The sequence below is a fragment of the Synechococcus lacustris str. Tous genome, from assembly GCF_003011125.1.
GTDB classification, from domain to species: domain Bacteria; phylum Cyanobacteriota; class Cyanobacteriia; order PCC-6307; family Cyanobiaceae; genus Synechococcus_D; species Synechococcus_D lacustris.
Map to the genome: position 1 here is coordinate 18865 of NZ_PXVC01000007.1, position 26301 is coordinate 45165.

The following is a 26301-nucleotide window of genomic DNA, read 5'->3' on the forward strand; positions in this document are numbered from 1 at the left end:
TAGAASCAGTGCCAAACAATAATCAAAAATACGYTTCATTTGAAAYCCCAAACCATTGCTATTCTGRCCAATTGGCTCCTTGGTTGTGGCAGCTGAATGGCATGAGCCCAGTTTTTACAGGGTTCCAGCAGGTGRTAAATTCCGTTTAGCGGATCAAAATCCCAACTTCAAGGCYGATTTAAAGGATAARGAAGCTGCCATGGGTCCCCTGCAAGAGGGGGTTCAAAAACTWGCAAAGCTCCAGGATTTGCTCTATGCCGATGGCCGTTGGGGTGTGTTGATTGTGCTGCAGGCCATYGATGCAGCTGGGAAGGATTCCACTATTAAACAYGTGATGAGTGGTGTTAATCCCCAAGGGGTAAARGTGCATAGCTTTAAACATCCATCYAGTGATGATTTGCGTTATAATTGGCTTTGGAGATATAATCTTCGCTTGCCTCAAAGGGGCGAAATTGGYATATTTAATAGATCWTATTATGAGGARGTTTTGGTTGTTAAGGTGCATAATCTTGTGGCTAATCAATGCCTGCCCGATTCGCTARTTGGTCCCCAYRTTTGGAGGGAGCGYTATGAAGATATYAATGCTTTTGAAAAGCATCTCACCAGRAATGGTATTGTYATTCTTAAATTCTTTTTGCACATAAGTGCTGATGAGCAGCAAAAGCGCTTCCTMAAGCGGCTCGAGGCRCCTGAGAAAAATTGGAAGTTTTCTTTTAGTGATTTAGAAGAAAGGCGTTACTGGAATGATTACCAGGGGGCATTTGAGAAAATGTTGCAAGAAACTAGTACTGATATTGCCCCTTGGYACTGTATCCCYATGAAYAATAAGTGGTTTGGACGCTTGATTATTACWAGGGCAATCAATAAATCACTTGAATCAYTGGGTCTTCGTTATCCACCCCTTTCCGCTGAGCAGAGGGAATGTTTGGCWAAGGGTAAAGACCTATTGGCTTGATTTAGAGCCTATCGCCGCAGCTGGAGCAGAAGATATGTTCGCTTGGRTTTGAATGGCCGCAATTGCTGCAGTTGCGCCTTTCGCTCAGGGCTAGTTCAGGGTGGCTAGGTAAACCAACCATTTGAGCATTGCTCTTGCCCGGTGGCACCATTGGGTAACAGTTTTCATTTCTACGCACCCTCACATCAACCAAAACTGGGCCGGGATGATCAAATGCTGCTTGTAAACTGCTGCGTAGATCTTCTCGCCTAACAATTGAGATTCCTCTCACACCAAAAGCTTCTGCTAAGGCGGGGAAATCAGGCATKCCAAGGCTCATGTCTGAGGCTGAATATCGCTCCTCATAGAAACTTTCYTGCCAYTGCCTCACCATTCCTTGCCAACCATTRTTAATTATTATCAGCTTTACTGGTAATTGATATTGAGCAAGGGTACCTAACTCTTGAATATTCATCAAAACACTGGCATCACCTGCAACGCAAATTACCTGCTCACCCTCCAGTGCTGTTTGTGCTCCCAGGGCAGCGGGCAAGCCAAAMCCCATGGTGCCTAAGCCGCTGCTGCTAATCCATTGCCTTGGGCCATTATTTAAATATTGAGCAGCCCACATCTGATGTTGACCAACATCGGTTGTTACGGTTGCATTAGCTGCTAGTTCCCGCAGAGCTAGCATCACTTCTTGGGGAGCTATTGCCCCAATTGGCTCTGGAATATTCAAGGGATATTTGTGCTTCCAATCRTTGATTCGCTCCAGCCAAGCAGCGGTGCGGTTATTGGCTTGATGATGATTTGATGTTTCCAAAAGTGCCTTRAGGGCATCTTTTACGTCGGCAACTATGGCAACATCAGGGGAACGATTTTTGCCAACTTCAGCCCCATCGATATCAATATGGATAACTTGAGCCCTAGGGGCAAAACTATCTAATCTTCCAGTAACCCGGTCATCAAAGCGAGCACCGGTGGCAATTAAAAGATCGCAATCTGTAACAGCAAAATTTGCATAGGCAGTGCCATGCATGCCCAGCATTCCCACCGATAGGGGATGGTTTTCATCAAAGCAGCCCTTGCCCATCAAAGTTGTGGTAACTGGCAATTGGAAGCGTTCGGCCAGGATTTTCACTTCAGCATGGGCACCAGAACTGATGGCACCGCCTCCCACGTAGAGCAGGGGCCGCCTGGCTTCGCGGATYAAATCCAGCGCCTTTTCAATATTTGCTTGCCTTGGSGGCCTTGGAAGATGAAAACCAGCGGGCACCACTGATCCAGGTTCAACTGGTATGTAATGGAAACGCTCGATCCCCACATCCTTGGGAACGTCGATCAGCACAGGGCCTGGACGACCRCTGGCKGCAATTAGAAATGCCTCTGCAACGATTTTGCCGATTTGRGCTGGATCGCGCACCACCCAGGAATGYTTAACGATGGGCAGGGTGATYCCAAAAATATCTGTTTCCTGRAATGCATCGGTGCCGATKGCTGGYCTTGGCACCTGCCCCGTAACAACAACCATGGGCACGGAATCCATTTGGGCGGTGGCTATGCCCGTTACCAGATTCGTGGCCCCCGGGCCCGAGGTRCCAAAACAAACTCCCACCTTGCCTGTGGCCCTGGCATAGGCATCAGCAGCGTGGGTGCCGCCCTGCTCGTGGCGCACCAGCACATGCTTCAACCAACCCCTTTGTTCGGCTAGGAGCAGTTCGTCGTAGATGGGCAGGATTGCCCCACCCGGATAGCCGAAAATGTGCTCCACCCCATGGCGGTGCAGGGCATCCATMAGRGCGTAGGCACCGCTCACTTCCCCTGGTAGCTCCAAGGCGATTGCGGTTTGGGAAGCTGTAGTGATAGTCACGGCAGCACCAAATAGCTGTTCATTAGTTTCTTAACTTAGGCGTAAGGGGTGCTGGCCGGTTCATAGCAAGCCCAAATTGTGCAGCGGTCCCCTACCACTGAGTAATTCAAATAGGAAGGCTGAGAATCCCAGCATTGCCAGCCGGCCATTCCAAACCTCGGAGCTGTTGTTCCAGCCCCACACCCATTTCTCCTGGGGATAAAGCTTGGTGCGGGCTGGTAAGGAAGCAGCCTTCTCAAGATTCACCTCAGGGCCTGCCATTGATTGCTCTACCAAATCAGCTAAGCAAGCGATAAAGGTGGGATCCGTATCAAGGGCTGGCACCCTCCGGAAATTACTAACACCAGCTTCTGTGGCAATTTCGCGATATTCGATATCAATTTCTTCCAGGGTTTCGATGTGTTCACTCACAAAACTGATCGGTACCACCACCAACTCCTTTACCCCCGCAGCTCCAAGCTGCTCCAGGGCCTCTTCCGTGTAGGGCTGCAACCATTCAACGGGCCCCACCCTGCTTTGGTATGCAAGCGTCCAGGGATTATCGCGATTGATTGTTTTCATAATCAGCTGGGCACAGCTTTCAATTTCGCTTTGATAGGGATCGCCCGCTTCTTCCACATAACTTTTGGGTACTCCATGGGCACTAAAAAACACATGGGCTGTGGCTGGATCTATGCAAGCATCGAGTTCTTTATTAATTAATTGAGCCATGGCCTGTAGATAACCAGGGTGGTCGTACCAACTGCGAATCGCCCGTAGGGGCAGTGCGGCAAAACCACTGTCGGTTTGTTGAAGCCTTTGCAATTCACGGAAGCTTGAACCGCTGGTGCTGATCGAAAAATGGGGGTAGAGGGGCAACACAACCACTTCATCAATGCCATCCGCCTTCATGTCGGCCACTGCCGATTCGGTGAAGGGGTGCCAATAGCGCATTGCCACATAGGTGGTGGCTTCCACCCCCCGCTGGCGAAGCACACTCTGCAATTCCCTCGCCTGGTGATCGGTGATGCGGCGCAATGGSGAGCCGCCACCAATCGATCGATAGGCCTCTTGGGATTTACTGCTGCGCAGGSTGCTGATCAGCCAGGCCARGGGCTTTTGCAGCACTGGCAGGGGCAGCCGAATAATTTCCGGATCAGCAAACAGGTTGTATAARAAAGGTCCCACATCCTGGATGCGCTCTGGGCCACCCAGGTTCAGCAGCACAACGCCGACCCGGCCCATGCCCAATTCATCCAAACTGCCCTGAGCCTAACCGCCCCAGCCATGGGTGTTCCCCTCACCMCATCTTTGGCCCAATGCAATAGCGCCCTGCGCTGCACTGGCATTCGTTTGCGCTTGGAGCAACGGGGCCAGTTGCTTTGTTTGCGRGGGCCATTACCYCTGCGCAACGGCGAACCCGGGCTAAGGGTGCAGCGCTTGAGCCTGGGCTTAAGCGCTGATGAAGCAGGGCTGGCGCAGGCATTGCAGCGCTTGCACCAGGTGCAAATGGAGGTGAATAAGGGTTGTTTCCAATGGCCAAACCAGGGCAGCAAAGCAACAACAAAAATTCAAATCAACCCTCCCAATCCATTGGCAAAGCAGCTGCAWGCCTTTGAGGAGAGATTTTTTAATGACCCCCGCCGCAGGCGCAATCCAGCGGGTGCCCGCACCACCTGGAGCGCCGCCTATCGGCCCTATTTGAGAAGGCTTGAWGCCATGGGCCAGCAGCAGCTTGATCTGGCATTGCTGGAGCAGGTTTTGGAGAGCTATGCCCTGGCTAGTAGGGCCCGTCAACAATGCGGAACCGTGCTTGCACTGCTGGCCCGTGAGGAGGGTTTAAGCCTGCCTGAGGATTGGCAGGAAAGGTGTGCTGGTTATGGCTTGCATCAAGCCCATTTCAGGCAGCTTCCCAGTGACACATCAATTATTGAAAACCTCGAGTTGATTCCCAATTCGGGCTGGCGCATGGCCTACGGACTCATGGCCACCTATGGCTTGCGCAATCACGAACTCTTTTTTTGTGATTTCTCGGGTTTTGCTGAAGATCCAGCCGCTGTAGTGAGGGTGCTGCCCACTACAAAAACCGGGGAACACCAGGTGTGGCCGTTTCAACCGGAATGGGTGGATCAGTTCAATTTGCGCRGCCTTGCYGATGGCAGCGCCCAGCTGCCCCCTGTGGGCACCGACCTGCGTCGCACCACCCTGCAGCAGGTGGGTAGAAGGGTGGCGGAACAATTTCGCCGCTATGGCCTGCCTTTCACCCCCTACGACCTCCGCCATGCCTGGGCCCTGCGCACCATTCACATGGGTTTGCCCGATACGGTGGCGGCCCGSATGATGGGTCACTCCGTAGCGATTCACACCCGCACCTATCACCACTGGATCACCCGGCGCGACCAGCAGATGGCGGTGGATGCAGCCCTCGCAAGGCGCAGCCCATGAAGRCGCGTCCCCTCAGGCAGTTTGCCTATCGCCACCGTTGGTTTTACGACGCGGTTACGGCGCTTTCCTCCTTGGCGGTGGGTGGTCCAAAAGCGCTGCGGCTGCTGGGAGCTGAATGGCTAATTGAGTTGTTACCAGCCGGCGCTGCGGTGATTGACCTCTGTTGCGGCAGTGGTGATGCCGCTGCTCCATTGCTGGCTGCCGGATTCACAGTTACCGGATTGGATATTTCGCCCCGCGCCCTTGATTTAGCGGCCAAGCGCTACCCAGCTTTGAATTTGGTGGAGGGCCTTGCCGATGATCCACCCCTTGCACCTGGCAGTTTTGCTGCCGTTCAGCTGAGCTTGGCCCTGCACGAATTTTCAGCCGAGGAGCGATGGARGGTTTTGGATGCGGCAAAACGCCTGCTCAAGCCTGATGGCTGGTTGGTTTTGGTGGATTTGCATCCCGCGGGCCAAGGCCTTGCCCCCTTACAAAATTTGTTTTGTGCCCTATTTGAAACCGAAACGGCCATTGCCTTTTTGGAGCTTCATTTGGYGGCTGAGTTAACCAGCAGGGGATGGCAGGTGGAGCGGCAGCAACTTTTGGCCGCTGGTGCCCTGCAACGATTGTTATGTAAACCAMAAACARCCCAACCTTGAGCGCCCCAAACCCCATACCCCCAAGCCAGGAATTGGATTCCCATCGCTTGCGTATGGAACGGCGCAAGCAGGTGCAGGATCAGAGGGTGGGTGAAAGGAACCTGGAAAAGGGTTTAGTGCTGGTGCACACMGGTTTGGGTAAAGGCAAAACCACCGCAGCCCTTGGCATGGTTCTACGCACCCTTGGCCATGGCAAGAGGGTTGCGGTGGTGCAATACATCAAGGGTGCTTGGGAACCCGGTGAAGCCCTTGCCCTGAAGCGTTTCAACGACCTCATCAGTTGGCATGCCCTGGGGGAGGGSTTTACTTGGGAAACCCAGGATCGCCAGCGGGATCAGGAACTAGTGGAGGCCGCTTGGCAGCAGTCGTTGCTTTATTTGCAGGATGCCGAGGTGCAGCTTGTGCTTTTAGATGAGGTGAATGTGGCCTTGAAACTTGGYTATTTGCCCTTGGCTTGGGTGCTTGAAGGTATTGAAAAAAGGCCCCCTGGCACCCACGTGGTACTCACGGGGAGGGGAGCCCCTGATGGCTTAATCGAGCGGGCTGATTTGGTAACTGAGATGACGATGGTTAAACATCCCTTCCGCGAACAGGGCGTTAAGGCACAACAGGGGATTGAGTTTTAAAAGGCAGTTCRCCGTTTAGATCCTGCCGCAATAACCAAGTGGCTGAGATCAACACRGATAAACCACTCACCAATAGGGCCCTATGAACCTCCGGTTGGCTCCAGCCGGATTCAGATCTGGTGGCGTTGGCTAAGGCTGAAAGGGTGAGGCGAGCCATCATTCCACTGCGACAGCTATCAACCATGGCCAGCAAGCGGTTKGCGCTATCCAAGCGGTTGGCTTTGAAGCGTGCAAGTTTTTTTGGCGGCGCTTGCTACTGTTCGCCGGATAGAGGCGCTTAATGGCTTACAAAAGGGTTCTGCTCAAGCTCAGTGGTGAGGCCCTGATGGGGTCGCAGGGCTATGGCATCGATCCCGCCATAGTTAGTGCCATTGCCACAGATGTGGCGGCAGTGGTGGCAACTGGCACTGAATTAGCCATCGTTGTGGGCGGCGGCAATATTTTTCGCGGCCTTAAGGGTTCCGCCGCCGGCATGGATCGGGCCACCGCTGATTACGTGGGCATGCTTGCCACCGTGATGAATGCCATCACCCTTCAAGACGGTTTGGAGAGGGCTGGGATCCCCACCAGAGTGCAAACCGCCATTGCCATGCAGGAGGTGGCTGAGCCTTACATCCGCCGCAAAGCGATTCGTCATCTTGAAAAAGGTCGKGTGGTGATCTTTGGCGCCGGTTGTGGCAACCCCTTCTTCACCACAGACACCACCGCGGCCCTACGGGCAGCTGAGATCAGCGCAAATGTGGTGCTCAAGGCCACCAAGGTTGATGGGGTATACGACCGTGATCCTGAGAAATTTAGTAATGCAGTGCGCTATGAAACGCTTACTTTTCAAGATGTTTTGGCAGGGGAGCTTGGGGTGATGGATTCCACCGCCATTGCCCTCTGTAAAGACAATTCAATTCCAATCGTAGTTTTTGATCTTTTTGGTGCTGGGAACATCGCCCGRGCGGTTGCTGGAGAAGCAATCGGCACCCGCATCACCCCAACGGCTTAATCTCTAAACATCACCCATAGCAATGCGATCCATGGACCTTGAAGTAAACATGCGCAAATCGCTGGAGGCCACCCAGCGCACCTTTAACACCATTCGCACCGGTAGAGCCAATCCTTCTTTGTTAGATAAAATAATTGTTGAATATTACGGCGCTGAAACACCGCTGAAAGCTTTGGCAACAATATCAACACCAGATGCCCAAACCATTCAAATTCAACCATTTGATAGTGGCTCTATGGCTTTGATTGAAAAAGCAATTGCCACTAGTGATTTAGGGCTCACCACTAATAATGATGGCAGGCTGATAAGAATAAATATTCCACCCTTAACAACGGAAAGAAGAAAGGATCTCTGCAAGCTGCTAGCWAAATATGCTGAGGAGGGTAAGGTTGCCCTTCGTAACATTCGCCGCGATGCGATTGATCAAATTAAAAAACAGGAAAAAGATGGTGAGTTGTCGGAAGATCTAAGCCGTGATGAGCAGGAAAAAGTACAAAAAGTAACTGATAAATCTATTGTTGAACTTGAGAAGCTTCTAGCTGATAAAGAAGCGGATATTCTCAAGGTGTGAGCRCCTCCAGGCTTGATGTGGCGGTGGTAGGCGCTGGCGCCGCAGGTGCCGCCGCCGCCTACCACCTAGCGCTCCGGGGCCATTCCGTTGCTGTAATTGAACCGGGCCCATTCCCTCGCCCTAAACCCTGCGGCGGTGGCATGGCCGCTTCGGTGCAACGTTGGTTTCCCTGTGATCTAAGCCCGGTGGTGGAMCGGGTGATCGATCGGGTGCGTTTTACCTGGTGTTTAGATGATCCTGTAATTGCTGATTTGCCTGGGGAGTCGCCCTTTTGGATCGTTACTCGTTTGAAATTGGATGCCTATCTACTAAACCAAGCGCAAAACCATGGTGCTGAATTGTTAATGGGTTTTAGCCTTATTGGCATTGAAAGGGATCAAGGCGGATGGCGTTTGCAATTAAAGGGTTCCGGCGGTGAACAAAGTTTGTGTTGTGCTGCTTTGGTGTTGGCCAATGGCTCTAAAGGTAATTTTGCCCATCAGCTTGGCCTAGGTGATCCGCAGCCTCGGCTCGCCTCTGCCTTAGCGGTTGATTTAGATGGTGAGGTTCTTGAAGAAACAACGGCAAGGTTTGAATTTGGCCTGGTTAAAAATGGCTTTTGTTGGTGTTTCCCTCGCCTCGGTGGCTACAGCATTGGCGTTGGTACATTTTTAGGAAAAACATCCGCTYTTCATARCAATGATTTAGCTACTAATTACGATCAAGTGTTATCAAAACTATTGCCCTCCCTTGGATTTGAAGCCACCGCCGGTAGGCGGCGGCCCTGGCCCCTAAGGGTTTGGAATGGCCACTATCCGCTCCACGGCGATGCYGTGCTTGCGGTGGGTGATGCGGCGTCCCTTGCYGATCCCTTCCTGGCTGAGGGTYTACGACCAGCCCTGCTATCTGGTTTACGTTCTGCTGAGGCTTTGCACCAATGGTTTGGTGGAGATCCCAACGCCCTTGCCGGCTATTCGGCAACAATGCGAAGCGAATGGGGTGAATCAATGCAATGGGGTAGACGCATTGGCCAAGTGTTTTATCGATTCCCAAAGGTGGGCTACCAATTGGGTATCAAACGTCCCACAGCACCGCAACGGATTGCCCAAATCCTCAGCGGTGAAATGGGCTATGGCGATATTGCCCAAAGGGTGATTCGTCGATTGATGTTTGGTTTTAAATGATTGCAATTCAGCTGCTGGCAGCCCTTGCGCTCAATCCACTTTTGCCATGYCCATTAACGGCTGGATGGCAGTTGMTTTGGCAGCAGGAATTACCAAAACAAAGTGCCATGGGTGTTCCAATTGGCGGTTTTTCTGGTATGCAAACCCTATTAAAAAAGCAGCAAATTATCTTACTTAGTGATGCTCCCCGTGCCTTTACCCTTAGCATTGATTGGCGTGGTTCACTTTTAAATCCCCGCTGGCAGTTGAGTGAACCTCAACCAATTCWAGGYTCWCCAAATACCCCCCTAGATGGGGAGGCCTTGGTGCAAGCAGGGGCTGCTTGGTGGATGGCAAGTGAAGCTAGGGATGCATCAATCCAACCGGCTGAATTATTGCAGCTGAATAAAGCGAGCAGYTCTAATTTTGGCTTTTCTCTGATTAATAGATTCCCCTTGCCGCAAGAATGGCAGCCGGCCCTTGATTCAGGGTTGCTGCCAAATCAAGGCCCCGAGGCATTGGTGGCACTACMCGGAAAACAATTGCTAATGGCGGCGGAACGTCCTTTAAAACAGGATCCCCCCAACCAGCTGCGGTTGCTGCTGGCAGAAATTAAAAGTAAACCAGATCAACTYMAGTTCAAACAAATYYTGCCAKCGCTTGAATATCAGCCAGCAGCAGGAGCTGAAGCCCATTGGGGGCTCACAGAATTAATTGCAATTGAAAATGATGCCTTACTTGCCCTTTGGCGTGGCTACCGGGAGCCAAATCAATGGTGGTCTCGCTTGGAGTTGTTTGCACCAATCCAGTTRTCGGCAAAAACAAAGGGACCCTTAAAACCCATTGCCCAATGGGATTTGATTGGCCTTGGCCTGGCGCCCGACAACTGGGAGGCGATGGCGGAGGGGCCTCGCTTGGGCGATGGCCGCTCCACTTTGCTGCTTGCAAGCGACGATAATTTCAATCCCCTGCAAGCGAATCGCCTCGCCCTATTGGCTCCTTTGCGATCAGCGAGCTGTGGCAAGGGCCGCCCCTAGGCCACCGCGCACATCTTCGGGCATCAAYCTGCCGTCGTGGTCGCAATCAAGGGCGTCAAATACGGCATCGCTACCTAACCACTCTTCCCTGGTGATGCAGCCATCACCATCAAGATCATTGAGCAGGAATATTTCTTGGGCCGCATGGGCAAATGCTGCACCACCTTCAATTACAGCTAATCGATGGGCCAGTTGGGCTTCCAAAGTATCTATTGCTTTGCTGAARCCTTGGATCCCTTCATTCAGCTTTTCATGGGCCATCCGGTCTTCCTGCATCATTTCACTGAAGCGGGCCGCATCAATGCTGAATTTTTCAATGGTGGCAGCGGGGGCCCCTGGGTTTAGTTTGCGGCTTAAGGGTGCTTCGGTATTACGCAGTTGATCCAACAATTTAGGTGAAATTGTTAATAGATCACAACCTGCAAGCTCAATAATTTCATCTAGGTTGCGGAAGCTGGCACCCATAACCTCTGTTTTGTAGCCGTAGGTTTTGAAGTAATTAAATATTTTCGTAACTGAGATTACACCTGGGTCCTCAGGGCCTGGATAGCTGTCGCGGCCGCTGTCTTTTTTATACCAATCCAGAATCCTGCCCACAAATGGTGAGATCAAGGTGATGCCCGCCTCAGCGCAGGCAACCGCYTGGGCAAAACCAAACAAGAGGGTGAGGTTGCAGTGAATACCTTCTTTCTCTAGGGATTCAGCTGCCTTGATGCCCTCCCAGGTGGATGCAATTTTGATTAAAACCCGCTCGTTAGTGATGCCGGCATCRTTATAAAGACCAATTAATTTATGCGCTTTTGCAATCGTTGCTTCGGTGTCAAAACTGAGCCGGGCATCCACTTCTGTGGAAACCCTTCCGGGCACGATTTTGAGAATTTCTTTACCGAAACTCACACAGATTTCATCTAGCGCCTCAGCAACAACCTGCTCAGCAGGGGCATTGGCACCAATAAGTTTGCGGGATGCCTTCAGGGTGTCGTCTATTAAATGTTGGTAGTCGGGTATTTGTGCTGCAGCAAGGATTAGGGATGGGTTTGTGGTGGCRTCCCTTGGGGTGAATTGCTGTATCGCCTGGAGGTCGCCGGTGTCGGCAACCACCACGGTCATGCTGGAAAGCTGTTCAAGCAGGGTGGCCACGGCATTTCAAAATCGTTCATCAGCACCGTAGCCAGGCTTTACAGCTGCGGTTCAAGCCTTGCTTAAGGCTTTGYTTGAAGCACTGGTTTTACTGGGTGGAATTTGTTCGATTACTAATAAAGCTTCAATGATGCTTTTAGCAACCGGCGCCGCCACGGTGGAACCATAGGCATTACCTCCTTGGGGTTCATCCACCACCACTAAAACCACATAACGGGGATCATTAATCGGTAGGTGGGCCACAAAACTAGTAATCCTTGCCCCAGCGATGTAAACCCCATTGGCTGCTTTCTGGGCGGTGCCGGTTTTACCACCAATGCGGTAACCCGGCACCTGGGCAGCTTTYCCACTGCCCTTTTCCACCACTGTTTCCAACCAGTTCAGCACTAATTTGCACACCTTGGGATCCAACAATTGCAAGCCGTTGCTGGCGGCTGCATCGGCCAGATTGTCGCCACTGCGCARGCCGCGGGTGATGTGGGGGCTCACCAACTTGCCACCATTCACCAGCATCCCATGCAATTGAAGTGCTTTTAATGGTGTGAGAGCAAAGCCTTGGCCAAAGGCTGCGGTGGCTGGTTCGATTGGATTTTCAAGGAAGGTGGCCCGTGATTTGAGCTGGCCGCTCACCGCCCCTGGTAAGTCGGTATCTGGGGCTGTGCCAATGCCAATTCGATCTAACCATTGCCAATAAAGCGCTGGTTTTAGTTTCTGCATTGCTTTTACCATCGCCACATTGCTGGAAACCTGCAAGGTGGTGGGTAGATCAATTAGGCCATAGGCGGATTTATCGTTATTAAAAATTGGCCAGCCGCCTATTTGTAAGGAACCGGTGTCGTTTAAACGGGTGTTTGGCTGCAGGGCTTTTTCCTGCAAACCGATGGCGATGTTTATCGGTTTAAAAGTTGAACCAGGTTCGTAGAGATCCTGCACCGACCACTCACGAAATAGRCCGGGTTGATGGCGCCAGAATTGATTTGGATCGTAGGTGGGCACTGAAGTGAGTGCTAATAATTCTCCATTGCGGGCATCCATAACCATGGCTGCGCCCCGCTTGGCATTCCATTTCTTCACCTGGCGGGCTAACTCCATCTGAGCCACCCGTTGTAAACGGGTATCAAGGGTTAGTTGCAGCTTCAAATCGTCGCGGAACATGCTGCCTGCCCCTAAGCCATCCGGCAGTGGGGTGCCATCGCCACCGCGGCGGATGCCAATGCTGCTTTCTTGGCTGCGTAAATCCTTTTCTAAACTTTGCTCTAATCCAGCTTGGGGAATTCGCTCCAGGTTGAGGAAACCAACAACATTTGCAAATAGTGGCCCCTGSGGATAAATCCGCTGCGGTCCGTGTTCAAAGTCGATGCCATCAATRCCAAGGGCTTTGAGCCTTGAGCCAAGCGATGGTTCGAGATTTGTGGCYAGTTTTACGCCAGAGCGATGGCTGCCAAGGCGGGCAACCAATACATCTGGATCAAGCCCCAGCAGTGGGGCCAACCGYAGGGCCACCTCACGATTGCTGCGTTTTCTACCGGGGTCGTCGCCGGGGAAATGGAAATAACGGGGGTGGGCCCAAACGGTTACCCGTTCTTCATCAATCGCCAGTAAGCGGCCGGTGCGATCAACAATGCTGCGGCGCCTACCMARGGGATCAAGTTTTTCTGTTTGCACCTGCCGGGCCTTTGCTTCAAGTTTTTGGCCTTCCATCACTTGAAGCCAACCCAACCTGAGCGCTAAACCGCCTAAACCCAAAATTAAAAGCACTACAACCGTTACCAGCCTTGAACTTGGCACGGGGTGCAATTGCAACACCCTGTGGCGATTTGGCGGGGTTTTGCGCGCCATTGTGGCTGAAGATTTACGGGCCAAATTTTTAGTAGCCACTTGCCATCAAGGAAAAGCGCAAGGGCCGATGGATTTGATCTATGGCCTGGCTAGCCGATGGTGGTTTTGGCACGAATAACAAATCTTCGCTGCGGGTTGCCACTAGCGCTCCCGGTTGACGCGCCTTGAGCAGGTGGAATTGTTCTAAGGATGAAATCGTTTCCTGCACGCGATGTTGAAGTTCTTGGGCAGCATGGAGATCCCGGAAATCATTGCCCCAGCGGTTCTGCCAATGCAGTGTTAAACCCGTTAAAACAACTGCTGCTACGCCTGTTGCTACCAATCCACCATCGGCGATGCGGTGTAGGCCGGCCAGCCAAGGAGCCTGGCGTTCCACCCGCTTGGCAGATAGGGAACCCTGTAATAACTCAAGTTTGCGTTTTTGCCGTTGGGCCTTGCGTTGGGCTACTTGGGCCCTGCGCAATTCCAGCTCCTGATCTTGGTGATTAGTTTGGGGATGGCGAAGGAGGAGCGGAACAGCCACTAGTTGTGGAGCTTAAGCAAGATGCGCTAGTGAACCATCCACCACTGGTGGTGGCAAGGGTTTACGGAAAAGCTTCCATTATTTAACCGCTTTTGCTAACTAACTGCCGAGCATTATTAGATTGAAAAAAGTGAGGCCGTTCCAAAGCCCATGMATAACAACACAACTGCTCAAATTGCCGCTGCGTAGCCGCACCCAGCCGAGCCCTAGGCCGAGYACAAATAAGGGTGCTGCCTCACTAAGGCTTAAGTGGGCAAGGGCAAAAACCAGGGCGCTGATAACAACACCAGCAAAATTTCCCCAATAGCCCCCCAGCACCGGCAGCAGCAGGCCACGGAACAAAAGCTCTTCAAATAGTGGCGCTAACACCACTGCTGTGATTGCAAGCAGGGCTAAGGCGGTGCCATTTCTACTRTCTAAAACCTGTTCGAGCAGCGGATTACTGCCTCCGGCTTGGGGCCAGATTTGTTCCACCACCCATCCCACCAATGCCACCAGGGGTAAAGCGAGCAGTAGCCCCCTAAAGCCCTGCCCAATGGCATTCCAGCTGGGATTCCATTGCAAATCCTTGCCTTTAAAGGCCCAGATCAAAAGCAAAGCTGGTATTGCYGTAAAGCTGTAGAGCCCCATAACAACGGCGCCACTGCTGGCGGCAGCTTCAAGGGGTAAAAGGGATATCAGCTTTGAAACCAGTGGCATCGCCACCAGGGGAACGATTACCTCCCCCAGCACAACAAAACCACCGGCAACAACAAATACTGTTTCCATGAGGCTTAAGCCTGGGCCGAGTAGCTCTGGCGCTGCATTGAGGCGATGGCGCCATATCTGCCAAAGCAATCTGCCCAGCAGCAACACCCCAGCCACCACCCCAGCCAAGGGCAGCAGGCTCACCAACATCAAACGGGTTTTTGCCTGTTCGATTAGGGGCGGTGCCACACATAGGTTGGTGGGTTTTGAGAGGGCTTTGCAACTCAGTAAGCGATATATCGGTCGTTCAGGTAGTGGGGGCAATTGCTCGCTTGCTTCAGGCCTGAGCAAGGCTTTAGCCAAGCTCTGTTGCTGGGGGCTGCCATTGCTTGCCACCGATTCAAAATGCAGTTTTGCAGCAGCGCTTTTACCGAGCTGCAACTCCAGCAGGCCCTGCTYAAGCAAACTTTCACTACTGCTTGCAGTGCTGCTTTTTTGCACTGCCTCTAGCAATAACTGGGTTGGATTTTTTTCCACCAGCTTTTCAATTATTGGGCTTTGTTTTCCTTGGATCGCCAGCAGATTTAGTTCCAGTTGCCTTTGCTCGAGGGCATTGCCCACGGAGGGGCGATCAAGGCTATCCAGCAGGGAAAAGCCCCAGATCAAACTTGCTAATAGCAGGCTTAGCCAAGCCAACAGAGTGATACCAACGGCAGTGCGCTTGGGGGGCAACGGTGCGTCCTACGATGGCTAATCAGATCCTAAAGAGTCCTGTGGCCACAAGGATTTTACTGGTACGACACGGGCTCAGCASCTTCAATCTCGAAGGACGCATCCAAGGGCGGGAGGATGCCTCTKTGCTCAGTGCCGCAGGGGAGCAACAGGCCCGCCAGCTGGGTAAGGCCCTGGCGGAATTAAGCATTGATGCGATTTTGTGTTCCCCCCTGCAGAGGGCCCAACGCACTGCCCAGTTGTTAATGGAGTGCCAAGGGGGTAAAGCAGCGATCACAAGCAGCAATCTGTTGCTTGAAATCGACCTCAGCCCATGGTTTGGGCTCACCCGCAACCAGGTGGCTGAACAGTATCCAGAGGCCCACCTGCAATGGAAGCAGGCACCGGCTGAACTGCAGTTGCAGCAAGCAGATGGCAGGYCCTACCTACCAGTACAGGAGCTGCACAGCCAAGCTGARCAATTCTGGCAGCAACTAACTACTGAACATCCACCAGAGGCAAATCACACGGTTTTAGTGGTTGCCCATAACGGAATTTTGCGTTGTTTATTACTTGCTGCCCTTGGCTTACCTGCCAGCCATTTCAACCGCTACCGCATCAATAACTGTTCCCTATCGGTTCTGAATTTGCGCCCTGGCGGCGAAGTGCAGATTGAATCCCTCAATACGATTTCCCACCTTGATGATCCATTGCCCCAGCGTTCAGGTGGCCCCAGGCTTTTGCTTGTTCGCCATGGGGAAACAAATTGGAACCGCGAGGGCAGGTTTCAGGGGCAAATCGACATTCCTCTAAACGATCGGGGCTACGCCCAGGCTGAGGCAGCAGCTCAGTTCTTGCAAAATGTTGAATTGGATCGGGCTTACACCAGTTCCATGGCCAGGCCGCGTCAAACAGCAGAAGCAATCCTTARGGCCCAAGCAAAAGCAGTTCCACTTACCAGTTGTGGCGGACTTGTGGAAATTGCCCACGGCGAATGGGAGGGATGTTTAGAAGCWGAAATCCAAGCTGGTTGGCCTGATTTGTTGGCCGCATGGCAAAGCCACCCCCATACGGTGGAAATGCCCAGTGGCGAAACAATTCAACAGGTGTGGGACCGTTCGGTTCAAAGTTGGCAGGCGATTGTGGCTGGTTTAAGCAACCAGGAAACCGCCCTGGTGGTGGCCCACGATGCAGTGAATAAAACAATCCTTTGTTACCTGCTAGGGCTCTCCCCAGCTGATATTTGGGCGGTTAAGCAGGGCAATGGTGGGGTGAGTGTGATCGATTACGGCCCCGGGGGGATTGGCGAACCTGTGGTGGCAGGTTTAAATCTCACCGGTCATCTGGGGGGGGTGCTTGATCGCACTGCAGCTGGGGCCCTGTGAAGTTTCTTCTGCGTGAGCTGCAGTTCTTAGAGGGCCCAAATCAACCCCTGAGGCGAACATCGGTTCTATTAGCTGGCCAACAACTGCTGGCCTTTGATCAGCAAGCAGAGCAATTGGCAGCCCTTGATGCTGAGGTTGTTGTTCTGCAGGCCCAAAGCCAATGGCTGATCGCACCTGTACTTGTAGATCCCCACAGCATTCTTGAAGATCCAGAACTAGGCCCTGCCGAAACCCTCAAAAGCCTTGGCATYGAATGTGCCGCCGCTGGCTATGGAAGTGTTGCYTTGTTACCCCAGGCCCGTTGCTGGAGGGATCAACCTGAACAGTTGCAACTGCAATGGCCCCAGCCCCTGCAGTTGCATTGTTGGGGCGCCCTAAGCCTTGCGGGTGATGGCAAGGCATTTGCACCCCATCGAGAATTGCTGCAGGCAGGGGCCATTGGCCTTGCCGAATCGGAGTCGATTCCACCAATGCCTCTGCTGGAGCGGGCTGTTGTGCTCGGTGAGGTATTGGAGGCTCCCCTATTGCTGGCGCCAAGGGACCAAGCTCTAACCCAAGGTGGTTTTGTGCGCGATGGGGTTGCTGCCCTGCGGCTTGGTTGGCCAGGCGACCCCCCCGCTAGCGAAACGCTGCCATTGGCAAGTTTATTAGCGCTTATTGCGGCAACTGGTTCAGCCCTGCCATTTCGCTTGATGAATTTATCAACGGCAGCGGCTTTGGATCAATTGCAACACTGCCAGCAACCTCCCCAGGCCAGCGTGAGCTGGTGGCACCTGCTAACCCACAACGCAGAACTAAATCCCCAGGCTGAGGGCTGGCGGGTGCAACCCTCCCTTGGCGGGGAATTKGATCGTTGCCGTTTGAGGCAAGCCCTGCGATCGGGCTTATTGCAGGCTGTGGCGGTGCATCACTGCCCCTTAGATCTTGAGGAACAGCTGCTACCCCTTGATCAAAGGCGGCCTGGTGTGGCCGGCTATCAAGCGGTGTTGCCCAGCCTTTGGCATGCCCTGGTGGAAGGGGAGGGMTGGAGTGCTGCGGAACTATGGCAGGCCCTTAGTTGGGGACCTGCCAGTTTTCTGGGTGTTCGGCCAGARAKCCTGGTGCCAGGCAGTAGCCGTTGGTTGCTATTTGATCCCCAGCACCCCTTTTCCTATCAAGCTGGCAGCCTTGCTGCTAATCGCCCCTTAAGGCAAGAGCAATTAAAAGGACAAGTGCTGGCTACTGGGTTGCAGGCGCCGCAGGCTTGGCGCTGGGATCAGGGTGCAAAAGTGARCCAAACCTGTTAGGCGGCCAAAAACGAAACAGCGCCCKGCCAATTATTTGATCCTCTGGCACAAAGTTTGTGCCAGGCCAAAAGCGTCCGTCCCAACTRTTGGCGCGGTTATCACCTARAACCAAAACAGATTTAGCTGGCACCACAGTTTGCAATGATTTGCAGGGTGATGAACTGCAGTAATTGCTTACATAGGGTTCAAAAACTTTTTTACCATTTATTTGTATTTTGCCGCTTGGATCAACAACAACTTGATCTCCCGCTATTGCCACCACTCTTTTTATGTAGGCATCACAGGCTGGCGCCTGGAGGCCAGCCAGGGCACCAATAATTGGCAAGTTTACAAAAAAGCATTGCAGTGGGCCTGGGCGGTAGGAGTCTTTAAGGGCCGGATCAAAGGCCTGGGGGGCATTAAAAACAATTATTTCTCCCCTCCTGGGGCTGCGTTGGCGGCTGCTGAGTTTTTCAACCATTAAACGATCCTGTAACTGCAGGCCGGGCAGCATTGAACCGGAGGGGATATAGCGGGCCTCCAGCAAAAAATGCCTCGTTAGCAAGATCAAAGCCAGCGGTAACAGCAGGCTGCGCCAAAACCCCCCTTCCTGTTGTGGTTCTTCCAAGCCGAAACAGTGCTTTATATGCACACTAGGGGCAAAGCTGCTGCGCATTTGCCATGGCTATGGCCGAAGGWGATTTGATGGTGCGCGGTGGCCAAGTGCTGCAAGCCGATGGCAGTTTGAGATCGCTGGATTTAGAGATCCGAGCTGGCGTAATTGAGGCCTGCCATGAGATTCMAGCCGCTGCTTGGGATGGCCCTGTGCTGGAAGCCCATGGGTTAACCGTGTTGCCAGGGGTGATTGATCCCCAAGTGCACTTCCGTGATCCTGGCCTCACCCATAAGGAAGACCTAATTAGCGCCAGCCGGGCCTGTTTACGGGGAGGGGTAACGGCATACCTGGAAATGCCTAATACGGTGCCACCAACAATTAGYGCCGAGGCGCTCACAGCCAAGTTGGCACGGGCTGCAGCGGTTAGCCGCGTGCACTACGGCTTCTTTTTTGGTGCCTGCGGTGATTGCTCCAACCTGGATGCCCTAAGCAACCCAGGCCCGGTGTGCGGCATAAAGATGTTTATGGGAAGCGGCAAGGGCATCCTTGATTGTGGTGATATCGATGGCCAGGAACGCATTTTTGCAACTGGCAAGGCCTTGATTGCCGTGCACGCAGAAGATCAAGAGCGGCTGCGCCAGCGCAGTGAAATGCTTYTAGCCCAATACCCCAACCCCTCTGAACGGCCGCCGGATCTCCATTCCCAAGTGCATGATCCAGAGGCAGCGATGCTTGCCACCCAGCGGGCTGTGCTGTTTTCAAATCGYTATGGCCGCCGTTTACATGTGCTTCATCTCACCACTGGGGCAGAGGCGGAATGGTTGCGCCACAACAAAACCRCTCTGATCAGYACAGAGGTAACCCCCCAGCATCTTTTGCTGGATAGCAGTGCCTATGGCTTAATCGGCAGCCTTGCCCAAATGAATCCACCCCTGCGCACCGCTGCAGACAGAGAAATGCTTTGGCAAGCCCTATTGGATGGGGTTATCGATTGCATCGCCACCGACCACGCACCCCACACCCTCACAGAAAAGGCAAAACCCTATCCCCATAGTCCCTCTGGTATGCCAGGGGTTGAAACATCACTGGCTTTGATGCTTACTCAAGTTGGCCTTGGCCGATGCAGCTTGGCCCAAGTTTCCAACTGGATGAGTTTGAAACCAGCYGAACTCTATGGAATTGAACGTAAAGGCAAGTTGGAGCCTGGTTGGGATGGGGATTTGGTGTTGGTAGATATGAATCGCTCCAAGCCCGTGCTTAGGGAGGAGGTGGTAAGCCGCTGTGGCTGGAGTCCCTTTGAGGGTTGGGAATTGATCGGTTGGCCTGAAGCAACGGTGGTGGCAGGTGTTGTTGGCTATGAAAAGGGCCAATTCAATGAAGCCTGCCGGGGCAAGGCGCTGCAATTTACAAACTGAGCACTAGCCGGGAATGAAAGAACGCAAGCGGCGGGCTTCTTCCCCAGCACGCTGTTGTAGGTCGCGGTTGCTCAGGCTTGCTTCCTGCCTTGCCTGGGCTGCCAACACATCCTGTTCACTGAGCTGGTAACCGGCTCGGCTTGCCAAAGCAAGGAAAGCCTCTAGATCCATGGGCTGTTTCAATTGCTCGGCCAGGTTTGGATCCAGGCGCGCTTGCTGCAAAAATTGATCTAATTGGTGCAATGCCACCTTGTTAGCCCGCAATCAAGGGCAAGTTACTCCCTATAGCCTGGGGTGATTGAAAATATGTGATGGTGCGACCCCGCTGGCTGCATGCCCCTAAATGGCGCAACCATCTGCCCCTAAGGCCTTTGGGGCACAGTTGGGATTTATTTGTGGCCATTTGGGCCAGCCTCAACTTGCTGTTGGTGGTGTTTGATATCAGTTATGTGCCATTGCGAAATTTTTGGTTGCAACGGCAGTTGTATTTATTTCCAGGGGTTGCCATAGCCATACCGCTTACTTTTTTACCTGATATCACTCCTTACTACGACCCGATCAAAGGTATCGAACCCCATCGCGATACGGAAAACTATTTAAGGCGTTGGCATGATTTGGATCAACATTTATTAAGCAATAAACTTACAACTAATAAAAGCAAACAATTATTAGGGCAACAGTTGGCGCTTACGGATAAATTAATAACCGAAAACCCCTTTTTGGCGGCTAATAAAACAGGCACCCTGGAACGGATCAAAAACCGTTTAAGGCAACGCACCGGCCTTGAATCTGCTCGGCTTGGGGCGGCCAAACTATTCAGCTCTGAATGGTTACTTTTAAATCCATGGCCGGCAGAACGTATTTTTTGGCAGCAGGAGGTGYTACCCCTGGTTGCAACTAATTATTGGCGTTCAATCGATGAAACCGGTAGGGCAACTGAGCGGTTCTGGCGCATTGATTTGGTGTGGTTTCAAAGCGTATTTGCCCTGGATATTCTCTTGCGAGTGCTGCAATTAAAACGCCGCTTTCCAGCTCTTTCATGGCGTGATGCTTGCTTGAGACGTTGGATGGATTTGCCTTTACTACTGCCTTTTTGGCGTGTTGCCCGGGTGATACCAGTGGCAAGCAGGCTTAGGAGTAGTGGYCTAGTGGATGTTGAACCGGTGCGAGTGGTGGTGAGCAGGGGCGTTGTGGCCCTGTTGGCTGTGGAACTGATTGAAGTAATTGCGCTGCAATTAGTAGAGGGTTTGCAGGGGTTAATTCGTTCCCCCCAATGGGAACAGCGAATTAAAAGATTAGGCAAACCAAACAGTTTTCAAGTTGCTGAAAAGCAAGATATTGAAGGTTTATTGCGGCTGTGGCTTCCCTTATTACTTGGCCGGGTTTTGCCAAGATTGGCGCCCCAAGGTAAGGAATTGTTGGCCTATGGCTTGCAAAGAAGTTTAGTTAAAACCCCACTATCAGCACCGCTGCAAAAACTTCAGCCRGTGCAAATAATGGAGAGGGAATTCAGTAGGCAATTAGCCGCTGGTGTAATCGARGCCCTTTTAGATCTATCCAAAGGCACAGCCGCTGAATTGAGTAGGGATGACCAACGGGTTAAAGATTTATGGCTAAGTGCCAGTGAAGCCTTTTGGCATGAGCTTGGGGACGCCCTAGGTGAAACAGCAACATTGGAGCAGAGCCAGGCTCTGCTCTCGGAAATCTTGGAGCAGTTAAAACTCACCTACTTATCAGGGATAAATAGTGCTGGCGTGGATAATTTATTGCAAAAACTAGAGCAATTTAGCGACGGAGGCTTGGCAACAGAGCCTTGAGGGCACCAAGCAAACTGTTTGATCCTTGKCCCGCCCCATCGGCAGGGCGGGTTCTAACAGTTACGTCGCCATTCACGCTGGTGCGGCAGCTCAGCCTGTAGTTAGCGGGGCGATCAGCGAGGTAAACCTCCTCCACATCTGAGCGGGGCGAGAGGTTGTTCATACCCTCCACCACTTCCATAACGCAGGTGCCGCACTGGCCTACCCCACCGCAGTTGTTGAGGTTATTCAGGCCTTTGTAAGGGTTGATACCAGCATCCAAGGCGGCTTTGCGGAGATTTGCCCCTTCAATGCAACCAACCTGCTGGGCTTCCTGCTCAAAACGGATGGTGGGCACGGCGTTTGGATTGATTAGGTGCCAGCCAACTTAACCGGCCGGGGCAACCGAATGGCTCTGCCTAACATTTGGCAACTTACCCAGGCCACAAATTTTGGAAACACAACTTTCCAGTTCCGCCTACGACGACAGGGCCGAACGCCAAATTCCTGGCTATCGCAGTTTGGCTCGTTTATCGGTGGCCTTGATSTCTGGYTTCCCAACGGCCGCCGTAGAGGGGGCGCCTGTGCTGGTGGTTGGTTGCGGCACTGGGGCTGAACTACTAGAGGCCAGGGCGCAAAGAAGYGATTGGCAGCTCACAGCAGTGGATCCCTCATTTGCCATGGTGGAGGCGGCCCGCCAGAGGCTTGGCAGTGATGCCGAAGCGGTGCAATGGGTTCAAGGTCCGGTGGAGAATTTGCCTGGGGAGCAATGTTTTGCTGCTGCCACAGCGGTGCTGGTGTTGCAGGAATTGGCAGACGATGGCTCCAAATTGGCCTTTCTCGCTTCCTTGGCCCGCTTGCTTCAGCCTGGGGCGCCCCTGTTGCTGCTTGATTTAATGGGCGGTGGCAGCGGCTTGAATAGCGCCATGGAACAGCAATTCCAGGGGGCCCTAGGGCAATTTCAAAGGKCCAGTGGCCTAGGCCAGGAACTGCCCCTTATCAATCAAGGGCTCTACCCGATTGGTGAAGCTCGCCGCTCGGCTCTGCTGGATGCGGCGGGATTCAGCGATCCAATCCGGGTATTTCAGGCGCTTCAGTACGAAGGGGTTGTGGCGCTGCGACGCCAATAATCACTTGATTGGTGGGCAAGGGCAGTATTTGATCAGCCAAAACGCAGCAAATTGGCAATAAAATCGCTGCAAAGCCAATGCTCAGTCCGGTTAATTCAGCAACTGGATGGAAGCCCCTACTGTGGGGCTCTCCATTTTGTTCACTATCAGTTTCTAAGCCAGGTGTCATACAAAGGGATCAACAACAACCCTTGGATTGGGTTATTTGCATAATGACAGGCGCTGCAAGGATATGCAGCTTTTAGGTTTGCATCAGGCAACATTGCGCTTTAGATCCCGGCGCGAATTCAGGTCGGTGGTGCTGTTGCTACTTGATTCAGCTAGCAGAACACGGATATCACGCAGTTCCTCSAGGATTGTGCTGAGCAGTTGTTGAGTTGCTGAATAGGGGGAGTTGAGCACCTCAACCGTTACCTCCTTGATGCGCAGCACATCCCTGGCAAAACGAGCCACCTCATTGGGGTGAAATAGCAACGCTTCCTTTTGGTCGCTGCGATATTCAGGATTGAGCTTGCGGGCGTTAAAGGGTGGATTGAGGTTGCGGGGGTCGGTGTTTGTGTATCTGTAAACRGATGCCCTAGAGCGATTTAGGGCCCGCTGCACGTCATCGATGGAGATGAGTGCATCACTGGCAACTACTTCTTCGTTCGTGTAACCCATGGGGGATATGGCAACCATGAGACAGCTCTTGGACAAGCGGGATTTCGCCAGACCATAGCAGATGTTTTTCGTTGGTCCAGGCTTAAATCCTGTGCTGTGGAGCTAAAAAAAGCGTCCCATCGCCGCGGCCCAGTGATAGCTTCCGGCCAAGCCACAAATTCCCCATGCGCGTCTCCCGTTTACTCCTGGTGACGCTGCGCGATGACCCCGCCGAAGCTGAAATCCCCTCCCATCGCCTCCTGGTGAGGGCCGGTTACATCAGAAGGCTGGCGGCTGGCATCTACGCCTATCTGCCTTTGATGTGGCGGGTTTTAAGCAAGGTCTCAGCGATTGTTCGAGAGGAGATGAATGCCACCGGCGCGCTGGAAACCCTCTTGCCCCAGCTCCAGCCGGCAGAGCTCTGGCAGCGCAGTGGCCGTTGGGCTGGCTACACCGATGGGGAAGGAATCATGTTCAACCTGGTGGATCGCCAGGATCGTGCCCTGGGGCTTGGCCCCACCCATGAAGAGGTAATCACCACCCTGGCTGCTGATTTGTTGCGTTCCTACAGGCAATTACCWGCAAGCCTYTATCAAATTCAAACCAAATTCCGTGATGAAATCAGACCCCGCTTTGGCTTGATGCGCGGCCGCGAATTCATCATGAAGGATGCCTATTCCTTCCATGCCAGCAGCGGCGACCTGGCCAACACCTATGGGGTGATGGAAGCGGCCTATAAGCGAATTTTTGCCCGTTGCGGTGTGCAGTCGATCGCAGTTGATGCTGATAGCGGTGCGATTGGTGGCTCCGCCAGTAAGGAATTCATGGTTACGGCCGACGCCGGTGAAGATCTGATTTTGATCAGCGCAGATAACAGCTATGCCGCCAACCAGGAAAGGGCTGAATCCTTGGCACCGGAAGCTGAACCACTTTTGATAGCCGAAGCCAGTTATCTGGCTACCCCTGGTCAAACCAGCATTGAAGCCCTTTGTTCAGCCCATGGCTTTCAACMGAGCCAAACGGTGAAGGTGCTTTTGCTGGTGGCGCGTTTCAGCAATGGCACTAGCCACGCATTGCTGGTGAGCCTGCGGGGCGACCAGCAAYTAAATGAGGTGAAATTGAGCAATGCCCTAACCAGAGCCCATGGTTCCCAATGGGGAAGCCTGCTCAAACTGCAGGCCTTGGAAGCATCYTGCTTGGCAGATCCCMGCTTGATTCCGATGGGCTATGTGGGTCCTGATCTGGATGATTCCGTGCTGGCWGGCAGCCCATCACTGGCGCCAAAATTTTTGCGTTAYGCCGATAGCAGCGCCGCCCAGCTCAACTGTTTTGTTTGCGGTGCAAACACCCCTAACCAACATTTGGTTGGGGCCCGCTGGGGCACCAATGGGATTCCACTGCCTGAGGTGCTTGATCTGCGTTCCGCCCAAGCGGGCGACCGCTGCTGCCACGATCCAGCTCAAGTGCTCCAGGCCACCCGCGGCATTGAGGTGGGGCACATTTTTCAATTGGGTAGGAAGTATTCAGAAGCGCTTGATGCCCGTTTCACCAATGAACAGGGAGAGGAGGAGGCCCTGTGGATGGGCTGTTACGGCATTGGGGTTTCGCGCTTGGCCCAGGCTGCTGTGGAACAAAACCACGATTCTGCCGGCATCATTTGGCCAGTGCCGATTGCCCCATTTGAGGTGGTGTTAGTAATCGCCAGTGCCCAAGATCCCCAACAGGTAGACCTGGCAGAGGGGCTCTATGGGCAATTGCTMGCAGCTGGTGTTGATGCGCTCTTGGATGATCGCAGCGAGCGGGCGGGAGTGAAATTTAAGGATGCTGAATTGATCGGCATTCCCTGGMGACTGGTGGTGGGCAGGGGAGCCGCCAATGGGGTGGTGGAGTTGGTTGAACGCTCCAGTGGCGATAAACAGGAGGGCCCTGCATCTGAACTAATAGATTTTTTACTCAAGCGCCTGAGCCTTCAACGGCTAGGTGATTAGTGAAATCCCTGCTCCCCCTCTCGGGCTTTGGCCTTTTGCTTTGCCTATGGGGCTGCGGGCAGCCTGTTGCCCGCTTAGGCAGCCGTGAGGTGTGGCTAGGTGAATCAAAAACCAAAACCCGTTTAGGGCCAGATCGAAGCCTTTGGCAACTGCCGGTTTTAATTAAAAATCCAGCTGGCGAGCAAATCAGCCTGGAGGTTCAGTTGGAGTGCGATGGCGCTAGGCCGGCCAGCGGTTTGATCAGTTTGATTAATTTGCGCCGTGAGGATCCGCTGCTGGGTATTAATCGACGCGATCCTTCCCTTGAACGCAGTTGGTCGGGGGCTGATGGAAGCCTTCCTCCAACTTGGCTAAAACAGCTTGCAATCAGCCATTGCMCAGCTGCGCAGCTGCCCCCCCGTTGGCGTAGCAATTAAGCTTTAGCAATTGCTTGGAAACCATGTTGCCCACAAAGCTGCAATCGCTCTTAAGGCACATGCAAAACCAAATAAACGAGCAACTGATAARGCCTTTGCTCAGCTTTCTTCTGATCGGCTGTTTGGCCCTTGGCCTAACGGCTTGTGGTGAATCTGCTTCCGGTTTAACCGGATCCTATGTAGACGACACCATGGCGGTGGCAGAAGCCTTGATAACCACCATCTCCACTCCGGCTGAGGGGCCAGAGCGGGCTAACCAGCAGCGAGATGCCAGGGCCCTAATCAATAGCTACATCGCCCTCTATCGCCCCAATAGTTCCGTGAACGGACTCGCCTCCTTCACCACAATGCAAACAGCCCTGAATTCCTTAGCTGGCCACTACGCCAGCTATGCCAATAGACCATTGCCCGAGGCCTTGGTAAAGCGCATAGATAAGGAATTACACAAGGCTGAAACTAGTGTTACCAGRGGATCTTGAGCAATCTTGCAGCAATTTAAAAGTTTTTCTTTG

The 26301-nt window shown here is 53.0% G+C and carries 27 protein-coding genes; 16 read left to right on the forward strand and 11 right to left on the reverse strand.

The window, feature by feature from the left end; genetic code table 11:
- Positions 1-85: 85 nt before the first annotated feature.
- Positions 86-955: a polyphosphate kinase 2 family protein gene (locus C7K08_RS03080; RefSeq protein ID WP_106499225.1), complete on the forward strand. Its 870-nt coding sequence runs from the start codon at positions 86-88 to the stop codon at positions 953-955.
- Between the two features lies 1 nt (position 956).
- On the opposite strand, the gene ilvB is transcribed toward C7K08_RS03080, so the two are convergent.
- Positions 957-2804, reverse strand: coding sequence for a biosynthetic-type acetolactate synthase large subunit (ilvB, locus tag C7K08_RS03085; RefSeq protein WP_106499191.1), 1848 nt, complete (start codon positions 2802-2804; stop codon positions 957-959).
- 60 nt (positions 2805-2864) lie between these two features.
- A complete protein-coding gene (gene hemH, locus C7K08_RS03090) occupies positions 2865-4028 on the reverse strand; it encodes a ferrochelatase (RefSeq protein ID WP_106499226.1) in 1164 nt (387 codons plus the stop codon).
- A 42-nt stretch (positions 4029-4070) separates the two neighbouring features.
- Here hemH and C7K08_RS03095 point away from each other — a divergent pair, with 42 nt between their 5' ends.
- Genes C7K08_RS03095 through cobO form a run of 3 tightly spaced genes read left to right on the forward strand, consistent with a single transcriptional unit; the run spans position 4071 to position 6495 of the window.
- Positions 4071-5228 (forward strand): site-specific integrase, encoded by a 1158-nt coding sequence (locus C7K08_RS03095; RefSeq protein WP_106499192.1) that lies wholly within the window; start codon positions 4071-4073, stop codon positions 5226-5228.
- Positions 5225-5869: a class I SAM-dependent methyltransferase gene (locus C7K08_RS03100; RefSeq protein WP_106499193.1), complete on the forward strand. Its 645-nt coding sequence runs from the start codon at positions 5225-5227 to the stop codon at positions 5867-5869. Before C7K08_RS03095 ends, C7K08_RS03100 begins: the two co-directional genes overlap by 4 nt.
- Positions 5866-6495 (forward strand): cob(I)yrinic acid a,c-diamide adenosyltransferase, encoded by a 630-nt coding sequence (cobO, locus tag C7K08_RS03105; RefSeq protein WP_255096146.1) that lies wholly within the window; start codon positions 5866-5868, stop codon positions 6493-6495. Before C7K08_RS03100 ends, cobO begins: the two co-directional genes overlap by 4 nt.
- Here cobO and C7K08_RS03110 read toward each other — a convergent pair.
- Positions 6467-6706, reverse strand: coding sequence for a hypothetical protein (locus tag C7K08_RS03110; RefSeq protein ID WP_315855646.1), 240 nt, complete (start codon positions 6704-6706; stop codon positions 6467-6469). The two genes, cobO and C7K08_RS03110, sit on opposite strands and share 29 nt — an antisense overlap.
- Before the next feature lie 69 nt (positions 6707-6775).
- Between C7K08_RS03110 and pyrH the strand changes: the two genes are divergently transcribed.
- From pyrH to C7K08_RS03130, 4 genes are read left to right on the forward strand one after another with little or no spacing between them, the layout of a single operon-like run.
- A complete protein-coding gene (gene pyrH / locus C7K08_RS03115; protein WP_106499194.1) occupies positions 6776-7489 on the forward strand; it encodes a UMP kinase in 714 nt (237 codons plus the stop codon).
- A gap of 22 nt (positions 7490-7511) precedes the next feature.
- The gene (frr, locus tag C7K08_RS03120; RefSeq protein WP_106499195.1) at positions 7512-8060 is read left to right on the forward strand and encodes a ribosome recycling factor; all 549 of its coding nucleotides are present in this window, start codon (positions 7512-7514) and stop codon (positions 8058-8060) included.
- Entirely contained in the window at positions 8057-9223 is a 1167-nt protein-coding gene (locus tag C7K08_RS03125) for an NAD(P)/FAD-dependent oxidoreductase (RefSeq protein WP_106499196.1), read from the forward strand. The genes frr and C7K08_RS03125 overlap by 4 nt, the downstream gene beginning before the upstream one ends.
- Positions 9220-10239: an esterase-like activity of phytase family protein gene (locus tag C7K08_RS03130; RefSeq protein WP_106499197.1), complete on the forward strand. Its 1020-nt coding sequence runs from the start codon at positions 9220-9222 to the stop codon at positions 10237-10239. Before C7K08_RS03125 ends, C7K08_RS03130 begins: the two co-directional genes overlap by 4 nt.
- On the opposite strand, the gene C7K08_RS03135 is transcribed toward C7K08_RS03130, so the two are convergent.
- The 4 genes from C7K08_RS03135 to C7K08_RS03150 all read right to left on the reverse strand — a co-directional run bounded on the left by C7K08_RS03135 (position 10210) and on the right by C7K08_RS03150 (position 15160).
- Positions 10210-11379 (reverse strand): transaldolase, encoded by a 1170-nt coding sequence (locus C7K08_RS03135; RefSeq protein ID WP_106499198.1) that lies wholly within the window; start codon positions 11377-11379, stop codon positions 10210-10212. The genes C7K08_RS03130 and C7K08_RS03135 overlap by 30 nt on opposite strands.
- 51 nt (positions 11380-11430) lie before the next feature.
- Positions 11431-13218: a peptidoglycan D,D-transpeptidase FtsI family protein gene (locus tag C7K08_RS03140; protein WP_106499229.1), complete on the reverse strand. Its 1788-nt coding sequence runs from the start codon at positions 13216-13218 to the stop codon at positions 11431-11433.
- Positions 13219-13246: 28 nt separating this feature from the next.
- A complete protein-coding gene (locus C7K08_RS03145; RefSeq protein WP_106499199.1) occupies positions 13247-13741 on the reverse strand; it encodes a hypothetical protein in 495 nt (164 codons plus the stop codon).
- A gap of 99 nt (positions 13742-13840) precedes the next feature.
- Complete coding sequence (locus C7K08_RS03150) at positions 13841-15160, reverse strand: CPBP family intramembrane glutamic endopeptidase (protein WP_106499200.1); 1320 nt, start codon at positions 15158-15160, stop codon at positions 13841-13843.
- Between the two features lie 14 nt (positions 15161-15174).
- On the opposite strand from C7K08_RS03150, the gene C7K08_RS03155 reads away from it, so the two are divergent.
- Both C7K08_RS03155 and C7K08_RS03160 read left to right on the forward strand, forming a co-directional pair.
- Positions 15175-16524, forward strand: a complete 1350-nt coding sequence (locus tag C7K08_RS03155; protein WP_106499201.1) for a histidine phosphatase family protein — start codon at positions 15175-15177, stop codon at positions 16522-16524.
- Complete coding sequence (locus C7K08_RS03160; RefSeq protein ID WP_106499202.1) at positions 16521-17810, forward strand: amidohydrolase family protein; 1290 nt, start codon at positions 16521-16523, stop codon at positions 17808-17810. The genes C7K08_RS03155 and C7K08_RS03160 overlap by 4 nt, the downstream gene beginning before the upstream one ends.
- Here the strand turns inward: C7K08_RS03160 and lepB are convergent.
- Entirely contained in the window at positions 17743-18465 is a 723-nt protein-coding gene (gene lepB / locus C7K08_RS03165) for a signal peptidase I (protein ID WP_106499203.1), read from the reverse strand. The genes C7K08_RS03160 and lepB overlap by 68 nt on opposite strands.
- Before the next feature lie 5 nt (positions 18466-18470).
- Between lepB and C7K08_RS03170 the strand changes: the two genes are divergently transcribed.
- The gene (locus tag C7K08_RS03170) at positions 18471-19820 is read left to right on the forward strand and encodes a dihydroorotase (protein ID WP_241536997.1); all 1350 of its coding nucleotides are present in this window, start codon (positions 18471-18473) and stop codon (positions 19818-19820) included.
- A gap of 3 nt (positions 19821-19823) precedes the next feature.
- On the opposite strand, the gene C7K08_RS03175 is transcribed toward C7K08_RS03170, so the two are convergent.
- A complete protein-coding gene (locus C7K08_RS03175; protein WP_106499231.1) occupies positions 19824-20069 on the reverse strand; it encodes a Nif11-like leader peptide family RiPP precursor in 246 nt (81 codons plus the stop codon).
- A 62-nt stretch (positions 20070-20131) separates the two neighbouring features.
- On the opposite strand from C7K08_RS03175, the gene C7K08_RS03180 reads away from it, so the two are divergent.
- Positions 20132-21637: a hypothetical protein gene (locus tag C7K08_RS03180; RefSeq protein WP_241536998.1), complete on the forward strand. Its 1506-nt coding sequence runs from the start codon at positions 20132-20134 to the stop codon at positions 21635-21637.
- Here C7K08_RS03180 and C7K08_RS03185 read toward each other — a convergent pair.
- The gene (locus C7K08_RS03185; protein WP_106499204.1) at positions 21606-21974 is read right to left on the reverse strand and encodes a 2Fe-2S iron-sulfur cluster-binding protein; all 369 of its coding nucleotides are present in this window, start codon (positions 21972-21974) and stop codon (positions 21606-21608) included. The two genes, C7K08_RS03180 and C7K08_RS03185, sit on opposite strands and share 32 nt — an antisense overlap.
- A 94-nt stretch (positions 21975-22068) precedes the next feature.
- Here C7K08_RS03185 and C7K08_RS03190 point away from each other — a divergent pair, with 94 nt between their 5' ends.
- Positions 22069-22746: a class I SAM-dependent methyltransferase gene (locus C7K08_RS03190; RefSeq protein WP_106499205.1), complete on the forward strand. Its 678-nt coding sequence runs from the start codon at positions 22069-22071 to the stop codon at positions 22744-22746.
- A gap of 252 nt (positions 22747-22998) precedes the next feature.
- Here C7K08_RS03190 and C7K08_RS03195 read toward each other — a convergent pair whose 3' ends face one another.
- A complete protein-coding gene (locus C7K08_RS03195) occupies positions 22999-23406 on the reverse strand; it encodes a resolvase (protein WP_241536999.1) in 408 nt (135 codons plus the stop codon).
- 164 nt (positions 23407-23570) lie between these two features.
- Between C7K08_RS03195 and C7K08_RS03200 the strand changes: the two genes are divergently transcribed.
- From C7K08_RS03200 to psb27, 3 genes are read left to right on the forward strand one after another with little or no spacing between them, the layout of a single operon-like run.
- Positions 23571-25373 carry a proline--tRNA ligase gene (locus C7K08_RS03200; protein WP_106499207.1) on the forward strand — a complete coding sequence of 601 codons (1803 nt, stop codon included), beginning with the start codon at positions 23571-23573 and terminating at the stop codon, positions 25371-25373.
- On the forward strand, positions 25373-25789 hold the full coding sequence (locus C7K08_RS03205) for a hypothetical protein (RefSeq protein WP_106499208.1): 417 nt from the start codon (positions 25373-25375) through the stop codon (positions 25787-25789). Before C7K08_RS03200 ends, C7K08_RS03205 begins: the two co-directional genes overlap by 1 nt.
- Before the next feature lie 59 nt (positions 25790-25848).
- Positions 25849-26268, forward strand: coding sequence for a photosystem II protein Psb27 (gene psb27, locus C7K08_RS03210; protein ID WP_106499233.1), 420 nt, complete (start codon positions 25849-25851; stop codon positions 26266-26268).
- Positions 26269-26301 lie beyond the last annotated feature (33 nt).